Source organism: Streptomyces sp. NPDC059224, assembly GCF_042754285.1.
Taxonomy (GTDB): Bacteria; Actinomycetota; Actinomycetes; order Streptomycetales; family Streptomycetaceae; genus Streptomyces.
In genome coordinates, this window is sequence record NZ_JBHZAN010000008.1 from 221,589 (window position 1) to 238,378 (window position 16,790).

General features: G+C 67.2%; 25 protein-coding genes. All 25 read right to left on the reverse strand.

What is annotated here, in order from left to right:
- Positions 1–89: 89 nt before the first annotated feature.
- The 25 genes from ACFXI4_RS11145 to ACFXI4_RS11265 all read right to left on the reverse strand — a co-directional run bounded on the left by ACFXI4_RS11145 (position 90) and on the right by ACFXI4_RS11265 (position 16,778).
- Positions 90–755 carry an adenylate kinase gene (locus ACFXI4_RS11145; protein WP_384989492.1) on the reverse strand — a complete coding sequence of 222 codons (666 nt, stop codon included), beginning with the start codon at positions 753–755 and terminating at the stop codon, positions 90–92.
- Positions 755–2,068 carry a preprotein translocase subunit SecY gene (secY, locus tag ACFXI4_RS11150; RefSeq protein ID WP_384989493.1) on the reverse strand — a complete coding sequence of 438 codons (1,314 nt, stop codon included), beginning with the start codon at positions 2,066–2,068 and terminating at the stop codon, positions 755–757. The genes ACFXI4_RS11145 and secY overlap by 1 nt, the downstream gene beginning before the upstream one ends.
- 339 nt (positions 2,069–2,407) lie before the next feature.
- On the reverse strand, positions 2,408–2,863 hold the full coding sequence (gene rplO, locus ACFXI4_RS11155; RefSeq protein ID WP_007443991.1) for a 50S ribosomal protein L15: 456 nt from the start codon (positions 2,861–2,863) through the stop codon (positions 2,408–2,410).
- Between the two features lie 2 nt (positions 2,864–2,865).
- Positions 2,866–3,048 (reverse strand): 50S ribosomal protein L30, encoded by a 183-nt coding sequence (gene rpmD, locus ACFXI4_RS11160; RefSeq protein WP_003974250.1) that lies wholly within the window; start codon positions 3,046–3,048, stop codon positions 2,866–2,868.
- Positions 3,049–3,050: 2 nt separating this feature from the next.
- Positions 3,051–3,656 carry a 30S ribosomal protein S5 gene (rpsE, locus tag ACFXI4_RS11165; RefSeq protein ID WP_016645168.1) on the reverse strand — a complete coding sequence of 202 codons (606 nt, stop codon included), beginning with the start codon at positions 3,654–3,656 and terminating at the stop codon, positions 3,051–3,053.
- A gap of 36 nt (positions 3,657–3,692) precedes the next feature.
- Positions 3,693–4,076, reverse strand: coding sequence for a 50S ribosomal protein L18 (gene rplR, locus ACFXI4_RS11170; RefSeq protein WP_089099426.1), 384 nt, complete (start codon positions 4,074–4,076; stop codon positions 3,693–3,695).
- Between the two features lie 3 nt (positions 4,077–4,079).
- Positions 4,080–4,619, reverse strand: a complete 540-nt coding sequence (gene rplF, locus ACFXI4_RS11175) for a 50S ribosomal protein L6 (protein ID WP_362714477.1) — start codon at positions 4,617–4,619, stop codon at positions 4,080–4,082.
- 24 nt (positions 4,620–4,643) lie between these two features.
- On the reverse strand, positions 4,644–5,042 hold the full coding sequence (rpsH, locus tag ACFXI4_RS11180; RefSeq protein WP_089099428.1) for a 30S ribosomal protein S8: 399 nt from the start codon (positions 5,040–5,042) through the stop codon (positions 4,644–4,646).
- A 213-nt stretch (positions 5,043–5,255) separates the two neighbouring features.
- On the reverse strand, positions 5,256–5,441 hold the full coding sequence (locus ACFXI4_RS11185) for a type Z 30S ribosomal protein S14 (RefSeq protein WP_003948630.1): 186 nt from the start codon (positions 5,439–5,441) through the stop codon (positions 5,256–5,258).
- A gap of 5 nt (positions 5,442–5,446) precedes the next feature.
- Positions 5,447–6,004 carry a 50S ribosomal protein L5 gene (gene rplE / locus ACFXI4_RS11190; RefSeq protein WP_362714475.1) on the reverse strand — a complete coding sequence of 186 codons (558 nt, stop codon included), beginning with the start codon at positions 6,002–6,004 and terminating at the stop codon, positions 5,447–5,449.
- Positions 6,004–6,327, reverse strand: coding sequence for a 50S ribosomal protein L24 (gene rplX, locus ACFXI4_RS11195; RefSeq protein WP_030967306.1), 324 nt, complete (start codon positions 6,325–6,327; stop codon positions 6,004–6,006). The genes rplE and rplX overlap by 1 nt, the downstream gene beginning before the upstream one ends.
- 2 nt (positions 6,328–6,329) lie before the next feature.
- The gene (rplN, locus tag ACFXI4_RS11200) at positions 6,330–6,698 is read right to left on the reverse strand and encodes a 50S ribosomal protein L14 (protein WP_003992364.1); all 369 of its coding nucleotides are present in this window, start codon (positions 6,696–6,698) and stop codon (positions 6,330–6,332) included.
- A 100-nt stretch (positions 6,699–6,798) separates the two neighbouring features.
- Positions 6,799–7,086, reverse strand: coding sequence for a 30S ribosomal protein S17 (gene rpsQ, locus ACFXI4_RS11205; protein ID WP_362714473.1), 288 nt, complete (start codon positions 7,084–7,086; stop codon positions 6,799–6,801).
- Positions 7,086–7,310, reverse strand: coding sequence for a 50S ribosomal protein L29 (rpmC, locus tag ACFXI4_RS11210; protein ID WP_010036720.1), 225 nt, complete (start codon positions 7,308–7,310; stop codon positions 7,086–7,088). The genes rpsQ and rpmC overlap by 1 nt, the downstream gene beginning before the upstream one ends.
- Positions 7,310–7,729: a 50S ribosomal protein L16 gene (gene rplP, locus ACFXI4_RS11215; RefSeq protein ID WP_030788270.1), complete on the reverse strand. Its 420-nt coding sequence runs from the start codon at positions 7,727–7,729 to the stop codon at positions 7,310–7,312. Before rplP ends, rpmC begins: the two co-directional genes overlap by 1 nt.
- A gap of 5 nt (positions 7,730–7,734) precedes the next feature.
- The gene (gene rpsC / locus ACFXI4_RS11220) at positions 7,735–8,562 is read right to left on the reverse strand and encodes a 30S ribosomal protein S3 (protein WP_093499641.1); all 828 of its coding nucleotides are present in this window, start codon (positions 8,560–8,562) and stop codon (positions 7,735–7,737) included.
- Positions 8,562–8,909: a 50S ribosomal protein L22 gene (gene rplV / locus ACFXI4_RS11225; RefSeq protein WP_003974262.1), complete on the reverse strand. Its 348-nt coding sequence runs from the start codon at positions 8,907–8,909 to the stop codon at positions 8,562–8,564. Before rplV ends, rpsC begins: the two co-directional genes overlap by 1 nt.
- Positions 8,910–8,953: 44 nt before the next feature.
- Positions 8,954–9,235, reverse strand: a complete 282-nt coding sequence (gene rpsS, locus ACFXI4_RS11230; RefSeq protein ID WP_003992359.1) for a 30S ribosomal protein S19 — start codon at positions 9,233–9,235, stop codon at positions 8,954–8,956.
- Between the two features lie 12 nt (positions 9,236–9,247).
- Positions 9,248–10,084 (reverse strand): 50S ribosomal protein L2, encoded by an 837-nt coding sequence (gene rplB, locus ACFXI4_RS11235; RefSeq protein ID WP_189268841.1) that lies wholly within the window; start codon positions 10,082–10,084, stop codon positions 9,248–9,250.
- Positions 10,085–10,122: 38 nt separating this feature from the next.
- Positions 10,123–10,542 (reverse strand): 50S ribosomal protein L23, encoded by a 420-nt coding sequence (gene rplW / locus ACFXI4_RS11240; protein ID WP_351693714.1) that lies wholly within the window; start codon positions 10,540–10,542, stop codon positions 10,123–10,125.
- Positions 10,542–11,198: a 50S ribosomal protein L4 gene (gene rplD / locus ACFXI4_RS11245; RefSeq protein WP_362714468.1), complete on the reverse strand. Its 657-nt coding sequence runs from the start codon at positions 11,196–11,198 to the stop codon at positions 10,542–10,544. Before rplD ends, rplW begins: the two co-directional genes overlap by 1 nt.
- 7 nt (positions 11,199–11,205) lie before the next feature.
- Positions 11,206–11,850: a 50S ribosomal protein L3 gene (gene rplC / locus ACFXI4_RS11250; RefSeq protein ID WP_351318159.1), complete on the reverse strand. Its 645-nt coding sequence runs from the start codon at positions 11,848–11,850 to the stop codon at positions 11,206–11,208.
- 17 nt (positions 11,851–11,867) lie between these two features.
- Positions 11,868–12,176: a 30S ribosomal protein S10 gene (gene rpsJ / locus ACFXI4_RS11255; protein WP_003948644.1), complete on the reverse strand. Its 309-nt coding sequence runs from the start codon at positions 12,174–12,176 to the stop codon at positions 11,868–11,870.
- 486 nt (positions 12,177–12,662) lie between these two features.
- Complete coding sequence (locus ACFXI4_RS11260; protein ID WP_384989498.1) at positions 12,663–13,214, reverse strand: hypothetical protein; 552 nt, start codon at positions 13,212–13,214, stop codon at positions 12,663–12,665.
- A gap of 9 nt (positions 13,215–13,223) precedes the next feature.
- Entirely contained in the window at positions 13,224–16,778 is a 3,555-nt protein-coding gene (locus ACFXI4_RS11265; RefSeq protein WP_384989500.1) for an RHS repeat-associated core domain-containing protein, read from the reverse strand.
- Positions 16,779–16,790: the final 12 nt, after the last annotated feature.

Below are 16,790 nucleotides of genomic sequence, written 5' to 3' on the forward strand. Positions count from 1 at the left end.
CCGTCACTCACGTCAACGTCAACCGGATATCTGTACAACAGTACGGCCGCGGCACCCGAGGGGGCACCGCGGCCGGAACCGCCGCAGAACTACTTCTTGTCGTCCTCGTCCCGTCCGAGCGCTTCCAGCGCCCGCTGCGTGATCTCCTCCACGGGGCCCAGCGAGGAGATCGTACGGACCAGGCCCTGCGACTTGTAGTAGTCGATGATGGGCTCGGTCTGCGTGTGGTAGACCTCCAGCCGCGTACGGACGGTGTCCTCGGAGTCGTCGTCACGCTGGTAGAGCTCGCCGCCGCAGATGTCGCAGACACCTTCGGTCTTCGGCGGGCTGTACGTCACGTGGAAGACGTGGCCGTTGTCCTTGCGGCAGATGCGGCGACCCGCGATCCGCTTGACGACCTCGTCCTCCGGGACCTCCAGGTCCAGTACCGCGTCGAGCTTGATGCTCTCGTTCTTCAGCAGCTCGTCGAGAGACTGGGCCTGCGAGACGTTCCGCGGGAACCCGTCCAGCAGGAAACCGCCGGTCGCGTCCGGCTGCTCCATGCGGTCCTTGGCCATGGCGATGGTGACCTCGTCCGGGACGAGGTTACCGGCGTCCATGTAGGACTTCGCGAGCTTCCCGAGGTCCGTCTGCTGGCTGATGTTGGCCCGGAACAGGTCGCCCGTGGAGACGTGCGGGATCTTCAGCTTCTCGGCGAGGCGAACGGCTTGCGTTCCCTTACCGGCACCGGGCGGCCCGACGAGGACGATTCGCATCAGCGGAGGAACCCTTCGTAATTGCGCTGCTGAAGCTGGCTCTCGATCTGCTTCACCGTTTCGAGGCCCACACCCACGATGATGAGGATGCTGGTGCCACCGAACGGGAAGTTCTGGCTTGCCCCAAAGCCAACCAACGCCATCGTCGGTACGAGAGCGATCAGCCCCAGATACAGCGAACCCGGCCAGGTGATCCGGTTGAGCACGTACGACAGGTACTCAGCGGTCGGTCGGCCAGCCCGGATACCCGGGATGAAGCCACCATACTTCTTCATGTTGTCGGCTACTTCCTCGGGGTTGAAGGAGATAGCGACGTAGAAGAACGCGAAGAAGACGATCAGCAGGAAGTACAGGGTGATGTAGATCGGGTGGTCACCCTTGGTGAGGTTCGTGCTGATCCACTGTTTCCAGCCCGAGTTGCCGCCGGCGAACTGCGCCACGAGTGCCGGGATGTACAGCAGCGACGAGGCGAAGATGACCGGGATCACACCGGCCTGGTTCACCTTGAGCGGGATGTACGTCGACGTACCGCCGTAGGACCGGCGGCCGATCATGCGCTTCGCGTACTGGACCGGGACCCGGCGCTGGGCCTGCTCGACGAAGACCACCAGGGCGACCATGACCAGGCCGACCGCGATGACGGTGCCGAACTCGATCCAGCCGCCGGCCAGCGTGCCCTGCTTCTTGATGGCCCACAGCGCGGACGGGAAGGTCGCGGCGATCGAGATGAACATCAGGATCGACATGCCGTTGCCGATGCCGCGGTCGGTGATCAGTTCACCGAGCCACATGACGACGGCCGTACCGGAGGTCATGCAGATCACCATCGTGATGGTGGTGAAGATCGCCTGGTCCGGAACGATGCTGGAGGCGACGGTGCAGCCGGAGAAGAGCGCGCCGCTGCGGGCGGTGGCCACCAGGCCGGTGCCCTGCAGGATGGCGAGCGCCACCGTCAGGTAGCGGGTGTACTGGGTGATCTTCGTCGTGCCCGCCTGGCCCTCCTTCTTCAGGGCTTCCAGACGCGGGATGACCACGGTCAGCAGCTGAAGGATGATGCTGGCGGTGATGTACGGCATGATGCCGAGCGCGAAGATCGTGATCTGGAGCAGCGCGCCACCGCTGAACATGTTGACGAGACCGAACAGGCCCTGGTTGCCGGAGGCCTCGTTCACACACGTCTGAACGGCTTTGTAGTTGACGCCGGGGATCGGGATGTGGGTACCGACCCGGTAGACCACGATGATGGCCAGCGTGAAGAGCAGTTTCTTGCGCAGGTCGGGCGTCCTGAACGCCCGGGCGAACGCGGTGAGCACGGTGCCTCCTGCGACCCCCGCGTGTGCGCGCGTGAGGTGGATGACTAAGGGTTTGATGGCCTGTGGAACGAGATTACGGCACGCCAAGACGGCGCTGGATACCAGCGGCCCAGCCTACCCATATCGAGGTCCTTACGGGACACCGATCCGCATGGCTCTTCCAGGGCAATGTCTCGAACACGTGCGTATAAAAACCGCTTACCGCTCGCACGGGCATGCCACAACCGTCCGGGTCGAACGGCTGATCGACAACCCGTGGCATGAGAACGGCCGGGGACGCCCTCTTGCGAGGGCCGTCCCCGGCCGTCTCCGCTGACCTGGGTCAGACGGTCACCGGGCTCAGACGAGCTCGGTGACGGTGCCGCCGGCGGCGGTGATCTTCTCCTTGGCGGAGCCGGAGACGGCGTCGACCGTCACCTGGAGCGCCACGGAGACCTCACCCTGGCCGAGCACCTTGACGAGGCTGTTCTTGCGAACGGCACCCTTGGCGACGAGCCCCTCGACGGTGACCTCGCCACCCTCCGGGTACAGCGCCGCCAGCTTGTCGAGGTTCACGACCTGGAACTCGGTCTTGAACGGGTTCTTGAAGCCCTTCAGCTTCGGAAGACGCATGTGGAGGGGCATCTGGCCACCCTCGAAGCGCTCCGGCACCTGGTAACGGGCCTTCGTACCCTTGGTACCACGACCAGCCGTCTTGCCCTTCGACGCCTCACCACGACCCACACGGGTCTTGGCGGTCTTGGCGCCCGGGGCGGGACGGAGGTTGTGGATCTTGAGCGGGTTGTTCTCCGCCATGATCAGTCGACCTCCTCGACCGTCACGAGGTGGCGGACGGTGTGCACCATGCCGCGGAACTCGGGGCGGTCCTCCTTGACGACCTGCGTGTTGATGCCCTTGAGACCAAGGGAACGCAGGGTGTCACGGTGGTTCTGCTTGCTGCCGATGTAGGACTTGACCTGCGTAATCTTGAGCTGCGCCATGATTACGCACCCGCCCCGGCACGCGCACGCAGCAGAGCCGCGGGAGCGACGTCCTCGAGGGGCAGACCGCGGCGGGCCGCGATCTCCTCGGGACGCTGCAGGCCCTTGAGGGCCGCCACGGTCGCGTGCACGATGTTGATCGCGTTGTCGGAGCCCAGGGACTTCGACAGGATGTCGTGAACGCCGGCGCACTCGAGCACGGCACGCACCGGGCCACCGGCGATAACACCGGTACCGGGGGACGCGGGCTTGAGCAGGACGACGCCGGCAGCCTTCTCACCCTGGATGGGGTGCGGGATGGTGCCCTGGATACGGGGGACCTTGAAGAAGTGCTTCTTGGCCTCCTCAACACCCTTGGCGATGGCGGCCGGCACCTCCTTGGCCTTGCCGTAACCGACACCCACGGTGCCGTCACCGTCGCCCACCACGACCAGCGCGGTGAAGCTGAAGCGACGACCACCCTTCACAACCTTGGCGACGCGGTTGATCGCGACAACGCGCTCAACGTACGCGGTCTTCTCGGCGGCAGCAGCGCCGCCGTCACGGCCCTTCCGGTCCCGCCGCTCGCCGCCACCGGCACCGCCACCGCGGCGCTGGGGTCCAGCCATTGGATTACCTCTCTCTTTCCGCTAGCTACAAGCGGCTCAGAACTTGAGCCCGGCCTCGCGGGCGGCGTCCGCCAGGGCGGCGATACGCCCGGCGTACTGGTTACCACCACGGTCGAACACCACGGCCTCGACACCGGCGGCCTTGGCACGCTCGGCGACCAGGGCGCCGACCTGCTTGGCCTGCGCGGACTTGTCACCCTCGCCACCACGGACCGAGGTGTCCAGCGTGGACGCCGACGCCAGGGTGTGACCCTTGATGTCGTCGATCACCTGGGCCACGATGTGGCGGTTCGAGCGGGTAACCACCAGACGGGGACGCTCCGCCGTACCGGAAATGTTCTTACGGATCCGGATGTGACGGCGCTTGATCGCGGCGCGCTTGTAGGCGTCGCCCTTGAGGATCTTCTGTCCGTATGCCATGGCTTACTTACCCGCCTTTCCGACCTTGCGGCGGATGACTTCGCCCTCGTACTTGACGCCCTTGGCCTTGTACGGGTCAGGCTTGCGCAGCTTGCGGATGTTGGCCGCAACCTCGCCGACCTTCTGCTTGTCGATGCCCTCGACCTGGAAGCGGGTCGGGTTCTCCACCTTGAAGGAGATGCCCTCGGGGGCCTCGACCACGATCGGGTGGCTGTAACCGAGCGCGAACTCGAGGTTCGCACCCTTGGCGGTCACGCGGTAACCGACGCCGCTGATTTCGAGCTTCTTCACGTAACCCTGGGTCACGCCGGTGATCATGTTCGCCACCAGCGTGCGGGACAGGCCGTGCAAGGCCTTGCTCTGACGCTCGTCGTTGGGGCGGGTCACCGCGAGAGTGCCGTCCTCGCCCTTGGCGATGTCGATCGGAGCCACGATGGTGTGGGTCAGCTCGCCCTTGGGGCCCTTGACCTTCACCGTGCGACCGTCGATGGTGACGTCCACGCCGGCGGGAACCGCGATGGGGAGCTTGCCGATACGCGACATAGCTGTTTCCTCCGTTCCCTTCTGCTACCAGACGTAGGCGAGGACTTCCCCGCCTACGCCCTTCTTGCCGGCCTGCTTGTCGGTGAGGAGCCCGTGAGACGTGGAGATGATCGCCACGCCGAGGCCGCCCAGCACCTTGGGCAGGGAGGTGGACTTCGCGTACACCCGGAGACCGGGCTTGGAGATCCGCTTGATGCCCGCGATGGAGCGCTCACGGTTGGGACCGAACTTCAGGTCCAGGACGAGGTTCTTGCCGACCTCGGCGTCCTCGACCTTCCAGCCCGTGATGAAGCCCTCCTGCTGGAGGATCTCCGCGATGTGAGACTTGATCTTGGACGCCGGCATCGTCACGGAGTCGTGGTACGCCGAGTTCGCGTTCCGCAGACGCGTCAGCATGTCTGCGATCGGATCAGTCATGGTCATGAATTGGCCTGTGGCCTCTCTCGCCGGGGTTTCCTGGTGCGCCATCCCTCTCCCCGATCCGAGACGGGGCGGGTGCGGCGCGGTGGACCTACGGCGTAGTAAGTCGTACGGGCGACTGTCAGGCGCCCAACCCTCCAAGCCTAAGCCATGAAGGGGTGGGCACCTGACACGCCCATTGCTTACCGAGAGCCTCTGGAATCCCTAAAGGGGGGATTACCAGGAGCTCTTGGTCACGCCCGGCAGCTCGCCACGGTGAGCCATCTCACGAAGGCACACGCGGCACAGGCCGAACTTGCGGTACACGGAGTGCGGGCGGCCACAACGCTGGCAGCGGGTGTAGCCACGCACACCGAACTTCGGCTTGCGAGCAGCCTTGGCAATCAGAGCCTTCTTCGCCATCTCGCTCACGCCTCCTTGAACGGGAAGCCGAGGTGACGAAGGAGCGCGCGGCCCTCAGCGTCGTTGGTCGCCGTGGTCACCACGGTGATGTCCATACCCCGGGTGCGGTCGATCTTGTCCTGGTCGATCTCGTGGAACATGACCTGCTCCGTGAGACCGAAGGTGTAGTTGCCACGGCCGTCGAACTGCTTGGGGGACAGACCACGGAAGTCGCGGATGCGCGGCAGCGCGAGCGACAGGGTGCGGTCCAGGAACTCCCACATGCGGTCGCCACGGAGCGTGACGTGGGCACCGATCGGCTGGCCCTCACGCAGCTTGAACTGCGCGATGGACTTGCGGGCCTTGGTGACGGCCGGCTTCTGACCGGTGATGGTGGTCAGGTCGCGGATCGCGCCCTCGATCAGCTTCGAGTCACGGGCGGCGTCGCCGACACCCATGTTGACCACGATCTTGACGAGGCCGGGGATCTGCATGACGTTCTCGTAGCTGAACTCGTCACGCAGCTTGCCCGCGATCTCCTCGCGGTACTTCAGCTTCAGACGCGGAGCAGTGGTGGTAGCCATCAGATGTCCTCACCCGTCCGCTTGGCAACGCGGATCTTGTTGCCTTCGTCGTCGAAGCGGTAACCGACACGCGTGACAACCTTGTTGCCGTCCTTCTCAACGACCAGCTGGACGTTGGAGACGTGGACGGGCGCCTCGGTCGTGACGATGCCGCCGGCCTGCGAACCGCGAGCGGTCGGACCGGCCTTGGTGTGCTTCTTGACCCGGTTGACACCCTCGACCAGGACACGGTCCTCGCGGGGGTAGGCCGCGATGACCTTGCCCTGCTTGCCCTTGTCCTTACCGGTGATGACCTGGACCAGGTCGCCCTTCTTGATCTTCATGCTTACAGCACCTCCGGAGCCAGCGAGATGATCTTCATGAACTTCTTCTCGCGCAGCTCACGCCCGACCGGGCCGAAGATGCGGGTGCCGCGAGGGTCACCGTCGTTCTTGAGAATGACGGCGGCGTTCTCGTCGAAGCGGATGTACGAGCCGTCCGGACGGCGGCGCTCCTTGACGGTGCGAACGATGACCGCCTTGATGACGTCACCCTTCTTCACGTTGCCGCCGGGGATCGCGTCCTTGACGGTGGCGACGATGACGTCACCGATGCCCGCGTAGCGGCGACCGGAGCCACCGAGCACACGGATGCAAAGGATTTCCTTCGCACCAGTGTTGTCGGCGACGCGCAGTCGCGACTCCTGCTGGATCACGTCTATCTCCTGTGTGTCTGCCGGTTCCCCGGGGGCCGTTCAGGAGAACGGCCCCCGGAGCCTGGCGGAACTGTCCTGCGAGGGATGCCCCGCAGGAGAATTACTTGGCCTTCTCGAGGATCTCGACGATGCGCCACCGCTTCGTGGCGGACAGCGGCCGGGTCTCCATGAGGAGGACACGGTCGCCGACACCCGCGGCGTTCTGCTCGTCGTGCGCCTTGAGCTTGTTGGTACGGCGGATGACCTTGCCGTACAGCGCGTGCTTGACGCGGTCCTCGACGGCGACGACGACGGTCTTGTCCATCTTGTCGCTGACGACGAGACCCTCACGGGTCTTGCGGAAGCTGCCGCGCGCCTCAGTGTTCTCAGTCACGTTGCTCTCGCTCATCAGGCGCTCTCCACCGTCTCGATGCCCAGCTCGCGCTCACGCATCAGGGTGTAGATCCGCGCGATGTCCTTGCGGACGGCCTTGAGCCGACCGTGGTTTTCGAGCTGACCCGTCGCCGCCTGGAAGCGGAGGTTGAACAGCTCTTCCTTGGCCTCGCGGAGCTTGTTCAGCAGCTCCTCGTTGCCCAGCTCGCGCAGCTCGGACGCCTTGGTACCGGCCGACATCACGCTTCACCTGCCTCGCGCTTGACGATCCGGCACTTCATCGGCAGCTTGTGGGCTGCGCGAGTCAGGGCCTCACGGGCGATCTTCTCGTTGGGGTAGGACAGCTCGAACATGACCCGGCCCGGGTGCACGTTCGCGATCCACCACTCGGGAGAACCCTTACCGGAACCCATGCGGGTCTCGGCAGGCTTCTTCGTGAGCGGGCGGTCCGGGTAGATGTTGATCCAGACCTTGCCGCCACGCTTGATGTGGCGGGTCATCGCGATACGAGCCGCCTCGATCTGGCGGTTGGTCACGTACGCCGGCGTGAGGGCCTGGATGCCGTACTCGCCGAACGCGACCGTGGTACCGCCCTTGGCCTCACCACGACGCTTCGGGTGATGCTGCTTGCGGTGCTTGACCCTACGGGGGATCAGCATGTCGGTCAGGCCTCCGTTCCGGTGCTCTCAGCAGCCGGAGCGGCAGCGGCCTCGGCCTGGGGGGCCTCGGCAGCGGGAGCCTGCTGCGGCTTGCGACCGCGCCGCTCGCCACCACGGCCACCACGGGCCGGGCGGTCACCAGCGCCACCGCCACGGGCCGGGCGGTTGCCGGCGCGGGCTGCGGCGTTCTCGGCGCGGACCTCGGCGATGTTCTTGACGTCGCCCTTGTAGATCCAGACCTTCACACCGATGCGGCCGAAGGTCGTCTTGGCCTCGAAGAAGCCGTAGTCCACGTTCGCGCGGAGCGTGTGCAGGGGCACGCGGCCCTCGCGGTAGAACTCCGAGCGGGACATCTCGGCGCCGCCGAGGCGGCCACCGCACTGGATCTTGATGCCCTTGGCGCCGGCCTTCATCGCCGACTGCATGCTCTTGCGCATGGCACGGCGGAAGGAGACGCGGGAGGAGAGCTGCTCGGCGACGGCCTGGGCCACCAGCTGAGCGTCCGTCTCCGGGTTCTTGACCTCGAGGATGTTCAGCTGGACCTGCTTGCCGGTCAGCTTCTCCAGGTCACCGCGGATGCGGTCGGCCTCGGCGCCGCGGCGGCCGATGACGATGCCCGGACGCGCGGTGTGGATGTCCACGCGGACGCGGTCACGGGTGCGCTCGATCTCGACCTTCGAGATGCCGGCGCGCTCCATGCCGGACGTCATCATCCGACGGATGGCGACGTCTTCCTTGACGTAGTCCTTGTACAGCTTGTCGGCGTACCACCGGGACTTGAAGTCCGTGGTGACACCGAGCCGGAACCCATGCGGGTTAACCTTCTGGCCCATTACCGGGTTCCTTCCTTGCTGCTGACGACCACGGTGATGTGGCTGGTCCGCTTGCGGATCCGGTAGGCACGGCCCTGGGCACGCGGCCGGAACCGCTTCAGGGTCGGGCCCTCGTCGACGTACGCCTCGGAGATGAAGAGGCTGTCGGCGTCGGTGTGGTCGTAGTTGTGCGCGGCGTTGGCGATGGCGCTGTCGAGCACCTTGCCGACCGGCACGGAGGCTGCCTGCGGAGCGAATCGCAGAACAGCCTGAGCCTCCGTGGCATCCATGCCACGGATAAGGTCCACCACGCGGCGGGCCTTCATGGGCGTAACGCGGATGTACCGCGCCTGGGCCCTGGCTTCCATGGTTGTCCCTCTCAGTTACTTACGTGTCTGAATGCGATCCGCTACTAGCGGCGCTTCGACTTCCGGTCGTCCTTGACGTGGCCCCGGAAGGTGCGGGTCGGCGAGAACTCGCCGAGCTTGTGGCCGACCATCGACTCGGTGACGAACACCGGGATGTGGGTCTTGCCGTTGTGCACCGCGAGGGTGTGACCCAGCATGGCCGGGACGATCATCGAGCGGCGGGACCAGGTCTTGATGACGTTCTTGGTGCCGGCTTCGTTCTGGGCGTCCACCTTCTTGATCAGGTGGTCGTCGACGAAGGGCCCCTTCTTCAAGCTACGAGGCATCTCAACCAGTCCTTAACGCTTCTTGTTCGTCTTGCGGCGGCGGACGATGTACTTGTTCGACGCCTTCTTGGGCGAACGAGTACGACCTTCCTTCTTGCCCCACGGGGAGACGGGGTGACGACCACCGGACGTCCGGCCCTCACCACCACCGTGCGGGTGGTCGACCGGGTTCATGACGACACCACGGACGGTCGGGCGAACGCCCAGCCACCGCTTGCGGCCGGCCTTGCCCCAGTTGATGTTCGACTGCTCGGCGTTGCCGACCTCACCGACGGTGGCGCGGCAGCGCGCGTCCACCATGCGGATCTCGCCGGACGGCATACGGAGGGTCGCCATGGCGCCCTCACGGGCGAGCAGCTGCACCGAGGCACCCGCGGAACGGGCGAACTTGGCGCCACCGCCGGGACGGAGCTCGATCGCGTGGATCGTGGTACCGACCGGGATGTTGCGGAGGGCCAGGTTGTTGCCCGGCTTGATGTCGGCCCCGGGACCGTTCTCCACGGTGTCGCCCTGCTGCAGGTTGCGCGGGGCGAGGATGTAGCGCTTCTCGCCGTCCGCGTAGTGCAGCAGCGCGATGCGCGCGGTGCGGTTGGGGTCGTACTCGATGTGCGCGACCTTCGCCGGCACGCCGTCCTTGTCGTGACGACGGAAGTCGATCACTCGGAAGGCGCGCTTGTGTCCGCCACCCTGGTGGCGAACGGTCACACGACCGGCGTTGTTACGGCCGCCCTTGCTGTGCAGCGGGCGGACCAGCGACTTCTCCGGCGTGGACCGCGTGACCTCGACGAAGTCGGCGACGCTGGCGCCACGACGGCCCGGCGTAGTCGGCTTGTACTTGCGGATTCCCATTTCTCAGTCCTCGTCCGATATCGGACGATCCGACCCGCTTACGCGGTCGGACCGCCGAAGATGTCGATACGGTCGCCCTCGGCGAGGGTCACGATCGCGCGCTTGGAGCCCGCGCGCTGACCGAAACCGGTCTTGGTGCGCTTGCGCTTGCCCTGGCGGTTGAGGGTGTTGACCCCGGTGACCTTGACGTCGAAGACCGCCTGGACGGCCTGCTTGATCTGGGTCTTGTTGGCGCCGGGGGCGACGATGAACGTGTACTTGCCCTCGTCCAGAAGCGCGTAGCTCTTCTCCGAGACGACCGGCTTGAGCAGCACGTCACGGTGGTCCGTGAAGGACTTGCTCAGCGGGGTCTCGACGGTGTTCTTGCCCTCGGCCTCGTGGCGGCGCGCCTTGGCGACGCGCGCGGCCTTGGCGGCCTTGGCGGCCTTCGAGGCGATGCTCGGGTGACGGGTAGCCATCAGACCTCGGTCCCTTCGGTGTCGTTGGCCTTCGGGCCGGCGACGAAGGACTCGAGAGCGGCCTGGGTGAAGACCACGTCGTCCGAGACGATCACGTCGTACGTGTTCAGCTGGCCCGGCTCCAGGATGTGGACCTGGGGCAGGTTGCGGGCGGACAGCCACGCGGCCTCGTCGGCGCGGTCGACGACCAGGAGCAGGTTCTTGCGCTCCGAGATCTTGCCGAACAGCGTGCGAGCGGCCTTGGTGCTGGGGTTCTCGCCCTCGACCACGCCGGTGACGACGTGGATGCGGTTGTGGCGCGCCCGGTCGGTGAGGGCGTGACGCAGAGCGGCAGCCTTCATCTTCTTCGGGGTGCGCTGCGAGTAGTCACGCGGCTGCGGGCCGTGGACGACGCCACCGCCGGCGAACTGCGGGGCGCGGGTCGAACCCTGACGGGCGCGGCCGGTGCCCTTCTGGCGGTACGGCTTCTTGCCGCCACCACGGACTTCGCCACGGGTCTTGGTCTTGTGCGTGCCCTGGCGGGCAGCCGCGTTCTGCGCGACGACGACCTGGTGGATCAGCGGGATGCTGACCTTCTCCACGCCGAAGATCTCCGCGGGGAGCTCGACGCTACCGGTCTTCTCGCCGGCAGGCGAAAGGATGTCAACAGTGCTCATCGGTACCTCAGGCCCCCTTGGCCGCGGTGCGGACCAGGACGAGGCCGCCGTTCGGACCGGGAACCGCGCCCTTGATGAGCAGCAGACCCTTCTCCGCGTCAACGGCGTGGACGGTCAGGTTCTGGGTGGTGACCCGCTCGTTGCCCATGCGACCCGCCATGCGGAGGCCCTTGAACACGCGGCCCGGGGTGGCGCAGCCACCGATGGAACCGGGAGAGCGGTGCTTGCGCTGGGTGCCGTGACCGGCGCCGAGGCCCTTGAAGTTGTGACGCTTCATGACACCGGCGAAGCCCTTGCCCTTGCTCTTGCCGGTGACGTCGACCTTCACGCCGGCCTCGAAGACCTCGGCGGTGACTTCCTGACCGAGGGTGTACTCGGTGGCGTCGGCCGTCCGGATCTCGACGAGGTGACGACGGGGGGTGACGTCGGCCTTCGCGAAGTGACCCTTGAGGGGCTTGTTCACCTTGCGCGGGTCGATCTCGCCGAAGGCGAGCTGGACGGACTCGTAGCCGTCGACGTCGTTCGTACGGACCTGGGTGACGATGTTGGGGCCGGCCTTGACGACGGTGACCGGGACGACACGGTTGTTCTCGTCCCACACCTGCGTCATGCCGAGCTTCTCGCCCAGGATGCCCTTGATCTGCTTAGCCATTCTCAGATCACCGGCCCTCAGAGCTTGATCTCGATGTCGACACCGGCCGGGAGGTCGAGTCGCATCAGAGAGTCAACGGTCTTGGGGGTCGGGTCGAGAATGTCGATCAGGCGCTTGTGCGTGCGCATCTCGAAGTGCTCGCGCGAGTCCTTGTACTTGTGCGGCGACTTGATGACGCAGTACACGTTCTTCTCAGTGGGCAGCGGCACCGGGCCCGCGACCGACGCACCAGTGCGGGTCACCGTCTCGACGATCTTCTTCGCCGAGGAGTCGATGACCTCGTGGTCGTAGGCCTTGAGCCGGATGCGGATCTTCTGTCCCGCCATGGCTACTCAGTAGTCCTGTCTCTGTCAACGCTCTGGAACCCGGCGGATTCCTTCTGCTGCCTTCGTTCCTCCGACCCACGCGGTCGGGCGTGTCGCGCTCCCGCTGACACAGATGCCCCTTGTTCGAACATCCCTGCGGGGAATGCACACGGCCCTTCCGGAACCGCAAGCCGGGGGCGAAAGGCCCACCGGGCGCCTGGCCGGTGCCGCACCTTGCTTCCCGAAAGATTCCCGTACGTCCGTCCCAGTGCTGCCGTAGTGGCAGTTAGGACGACGAGTACTGTGGGACTCGCTTCCGGTCCCCCCGGCGGGAGGCGCGCAGCATCAACACTCGACCGAGCAACCCCGCTAGTCTGCCATACGGGACAGGGGGCTGGCCAATCGAGCCGGAGAGAATACCCCCAGGGTGACGTAGGTCAAACACCCGGCCGACCGGACCCCGCTCGCACCGCTCGCCGGGCGGCCTCTCGCGAGGCGGATCCCCCGTTACGACGGCGGCCGCGGCGCGCTCCCGCCCGGAGCGGGCTCGGTGGCGATGACGTGCCGTACCTGCCAGCGTGCCTCCTCCCAGCGGGCGAGACGTCCGGCCTGCCGGGGGTCGTCGCCGTGGTCCGGGAACCGGCTCGCGGCTCCGCGGCCGAGGTCCGCCTGGATCTCGTGCGCGACGTCCCGCACGGTGATCAGGGAGCTGGGCATGCCGCGCTCGCGCGCCTTCTCCATCATCCGCTGGCAGCCCACACGAACGGCCTGCACGGTCAGCCCCGCGCCCAGAGCGAGCCGGTTGCGGTTGCCCTCCCACCGCTCGGCGGCCTCGTAGAGCCGTTCGTGCGCCCGGAGCAGCCGTGGGCCCGCCTCGCCGAGATCGATCGCCTCGTGCGCCGCCGCGAGGCACTCCTGGCACGCGGCCATCACCCCCGGCTCGATCTCCGCCTCCTGGACTTCGAGCGCGTGCCGGGCGAAGTCCAGTGCCAGGTGTGCCGCACGTCTCCCGTCGACCTGGCCGAGCAGTTCATCGAGCAGCCTTGGCAGAACGATCACTCTCAACTCCTACCACTCACTGCGCCGGCGGCTCAGGATGTCCAGCAGTTTCTCCGTGTCACCCGTCGCGATCTCGAAGCTGCCCCGTGGGATTCCGACGGCCTCCGCGGCCCGGGCGGCATTCGTGAACTGGTTTCCCTTGGTGACCTTCTCCGCGTTCATCTTGTGGTCCACGACCCACCCGACCCGGTTCTTCTTGTTGGTCATGTCGACGATCACGAAGTCGCCTTCGGCCTGCTTGCCGTGCGTCCGGTAGACACGCAGGTTCGTCCGCTTCTCCAGGAGCTTCTGGACGAACTCGCGCTCGGGCGGACTCATCTCGAACGGGGTGCCCTTCTTCACCTGCTGCCCCGCCCGCACCCGGATGGGCTGGTAGGGCGAGAGACCGTAGGGATCGGACCACGTCAACGGGTTGTGGACGTAGGTGTTCGGATTGGGTGCGGCGGTCAGGCCCAGCGGGTCCGGGCTGAGATACCGGCCGGTCTCGGGATCGTAGTGGCGGTGCAGGTTGTAGTGGTGACCCGTCTCCGCATCGTGGTACTGACCCGGGAAACGCAGCGGCGTGTACGCGGAGGCATCGGCGTTCCACGTGGTCGACCCCCACAGGGTGGAGGTCCGGCGCCAGACGACCGTGCCCCGCTCGTCGAGAAGCTCCGTGGGCGATCCGATGGAATCGGTGACGATGGCGTAGAAACGGCTGTCGACCTCCTCCTGCGACATCGTGGCGGCGGCCACCCGGCGGTCCGTCTGCGACAGCGGGTCCATGCCGCTTTCGTCGAACTCCCAGGTCGTGGTCCGCTCCACGGGCATGTCGGCCGAGGTGGTGGACTCTTCGACCAGGATGCCCTCGTGCCAGCTGAAACGGGTCTCCTCCAGGACTCCCCCGTCGGGAGCCAGGCGCTGCTTGGCGATGCGACGCCCGAGCGGGTCGTAGGCGTAGCGCCACACGCTCCCGTCCGGGCCGGCGACCCCGGTCAGCCGGTCCTGGGCGTCCCACGTGTAGCGCCACACATCGGGCTTCCGTGACAGCCGGGTGCGTCGCCGCACGACCAGACGCCCCGCGCCGTCGTGTTCGTAGCGTGTTCGTCCGGCCGAGACGAGACGGCTTCCCGCGTACTCACGAGGTCCGGCGGCGTCCGCGCCCGGGTGGGACGTGGGCCAGGCCGCCTCGGTCTGGTTCCCGGAGGCGTCGTAGGCGTACGTCTCGGTCCACTCGGCCGCCCGCACCTGCACGATCCTTCCGGCCGCGTCGTAGGTGTGGCGCCGCTCGCCGGCGGCGAGCAGCGCGCCGTCGGGCCGCCATGTGTACTCCTGCGGAGCGAGCAGCGCGCCGCGGGCGCCGGTGACCCGCTGGGCGACCAGCCTGCCCGAGCTGTTCCAGGTCAGGGCCAGGTGGGCCATGCCTTCCCAGGCACGGTCCGTCTCCCGGCCGGCCGCGTCGTGGGCGGAGACGACGGTGCGCCCGCCTGTGGCCAGCGCGATCCGCCGCCCGGCGGCGTCGAAGGAGTAGACGGTGTCCGTCCCGGAGGGCGTCCTGCGGCCCACCAGCTGGCCGGCCGCGTCGTAGGTGAGACGAAGCACGCGTCCGTCAACGGTCTCCGAGGTCAACTGCCCCGCGGCGTCGTAGGTACGGGAGAGCTGTCCGCCGGGCCAGACGGCGCCCGCCAGTCTGCCCTCCGCGTCGTAGGCGAGATCGGTGCTCGCGCCGTCGGCGTCGATGCGCACCGGCCGTCCCATGGCGTCACGTGTGTACCGGACGACCTGCCCGAGGGGTGTGGTCCGGGCGGTGAGTCTCCCGGCCGCGTCGTACGCGTAGTCGAACGTGCGGTCGTCGAAGTCCGACTCGGCGGTGAGCCGCCCGGCCGCGTCGTAGGCGTAGTCCCAGGTACTGCCCGCCGTGTCCACCACGCGGGTCAGCCGGAGGGAGGCGTCGTACTCGAACCGGTGGCGGGCACCCCCGGGTACGGTGCGGGCGCTGAGCAGGTCGAAGTGGGTGTACTCGTAGGACGTCACCGCTCCGGCGGTGTCCGTGTGACTGAGGCAGTTGCCTTCGGCGTCGTAGGTCCACGACTCCGTACCGCCGTCCGGATGGACGGCGCCCAGCAGGTGGCCCTCCGTGCTCCACGACCATCGGGTGGCCTCGCCCAGGGGGTCCGTCTCGGAAACCGTCCGGCCGAAACCGTCCCGCTCCACGACGGTGCGGCCGCCGAGCGGGTCGATCGCCTCGGCCACGAGACCCGTCTCGTCGCACACGAGCCGCGTCGTACGGCCGAGTGGATCGACGAACTCGGTCAGACATCCCCGTTCGTCATAACGGAAGTGGCTGGTGGCTCCCGTCGGATCGGTGAGGGTGAGGCCGTTGCCGCGTGCGTCGTAGGTGCGCCTCCAGGACCCGCCGTCCTTGGTGACGATCTCGGTGGGCAGTCCGATGTCGCTGTACGCCGTCGTCGAACGGGTTCCGTCCGGATACGTCACGGTCAGCGGTCGGCCGTGTTCGTCGTTCGTGTAGCCGGTGGTGTGGCCGAGTTCGTCGGTGTGGGAGAGCAGGTGGTGGTGCCGGTCGTAGGAGGTGCGAGTGGTGTTGCCGAGGGGGTCGGTCTCGGCGATGACGTCGCTGGTGGCGTTGATGACGAAGCGTGTGGTGGCGCCTTCGGCGGTGGACAGGGTGGTGACGCGGCAGTCGGGCCAGGCGGGGTCGGTGCCGTCGTAGGCCAGGGTGATGGCGATGTGACCGGCGTCGCCGCCCTCGGCGACGCAGCGGTCGTGGCGGTCGTAGACGTAGGCGTAGCGGCTGTTGTTGGTGTCGGTCCAGGAGGTGACGCGCAGCCGCTCGTCGTAGGTGAGGCGCAGGGGCAGGCCGGAGGAGTTGACGGTCTCGGTGAGGTTGCCGTCGGTGTAGCCGTAGCGCTTGACCACGGCATCGGAGCCGTCGGCCGCGGCGCCGGCCAGGGCGAGGGTGGTGATGCGGCCCTCGTCGGTGGTGACACGCAGGTGGTAGCCGCCGGAATGCCGGATCGCGACCGGGGCGCCCTGCTCGTCGTAGTCGAAGGTGATGGTGTGCTCGTTGCGGTCGGTTATCCGGATGAGCAGGGCCGTGCCGTCGGCGGCCGGGCGGGCGAAGTGGCGGGTGTGGCCGGTGAGGGGGTCGGTGACGCGATAGCCGCCGTCGTCGTGGCGGGTCAGGGGGCGGCGGGGGCCGGCCTCCGGCCAGACGGCGGCATGTGGTGCGGCGGGGTGCGGGTAGGCGAGGAGCAGGCCGTCCTCGGTGACGTGGACGACGCCCTGCTCGTCGACCTCCAGTCGCTCGTCGAACGTCGACGCCCAACCAGGTCCGAACCACCAGCCGCAGCGGTAGTCGGAGGCGACCCGGCGGGTGAAGGACAGCGGCAGCAGGCCGGGCAGCTCCACGTCGCTCTGCGGGAGATACATCGCGCCGGTGGCCATGTCGACCGGGTCGCTGCCCTTGGAACGCACCACGCTTTTCAGCCGGTTGAACGCGCCCTCCGCGCCTTCGGCCAGCATGCCGCGGGCGTTCTTGCCCAGGCCCTTCACGGCGAGGCTCATGGCTTTCATGCC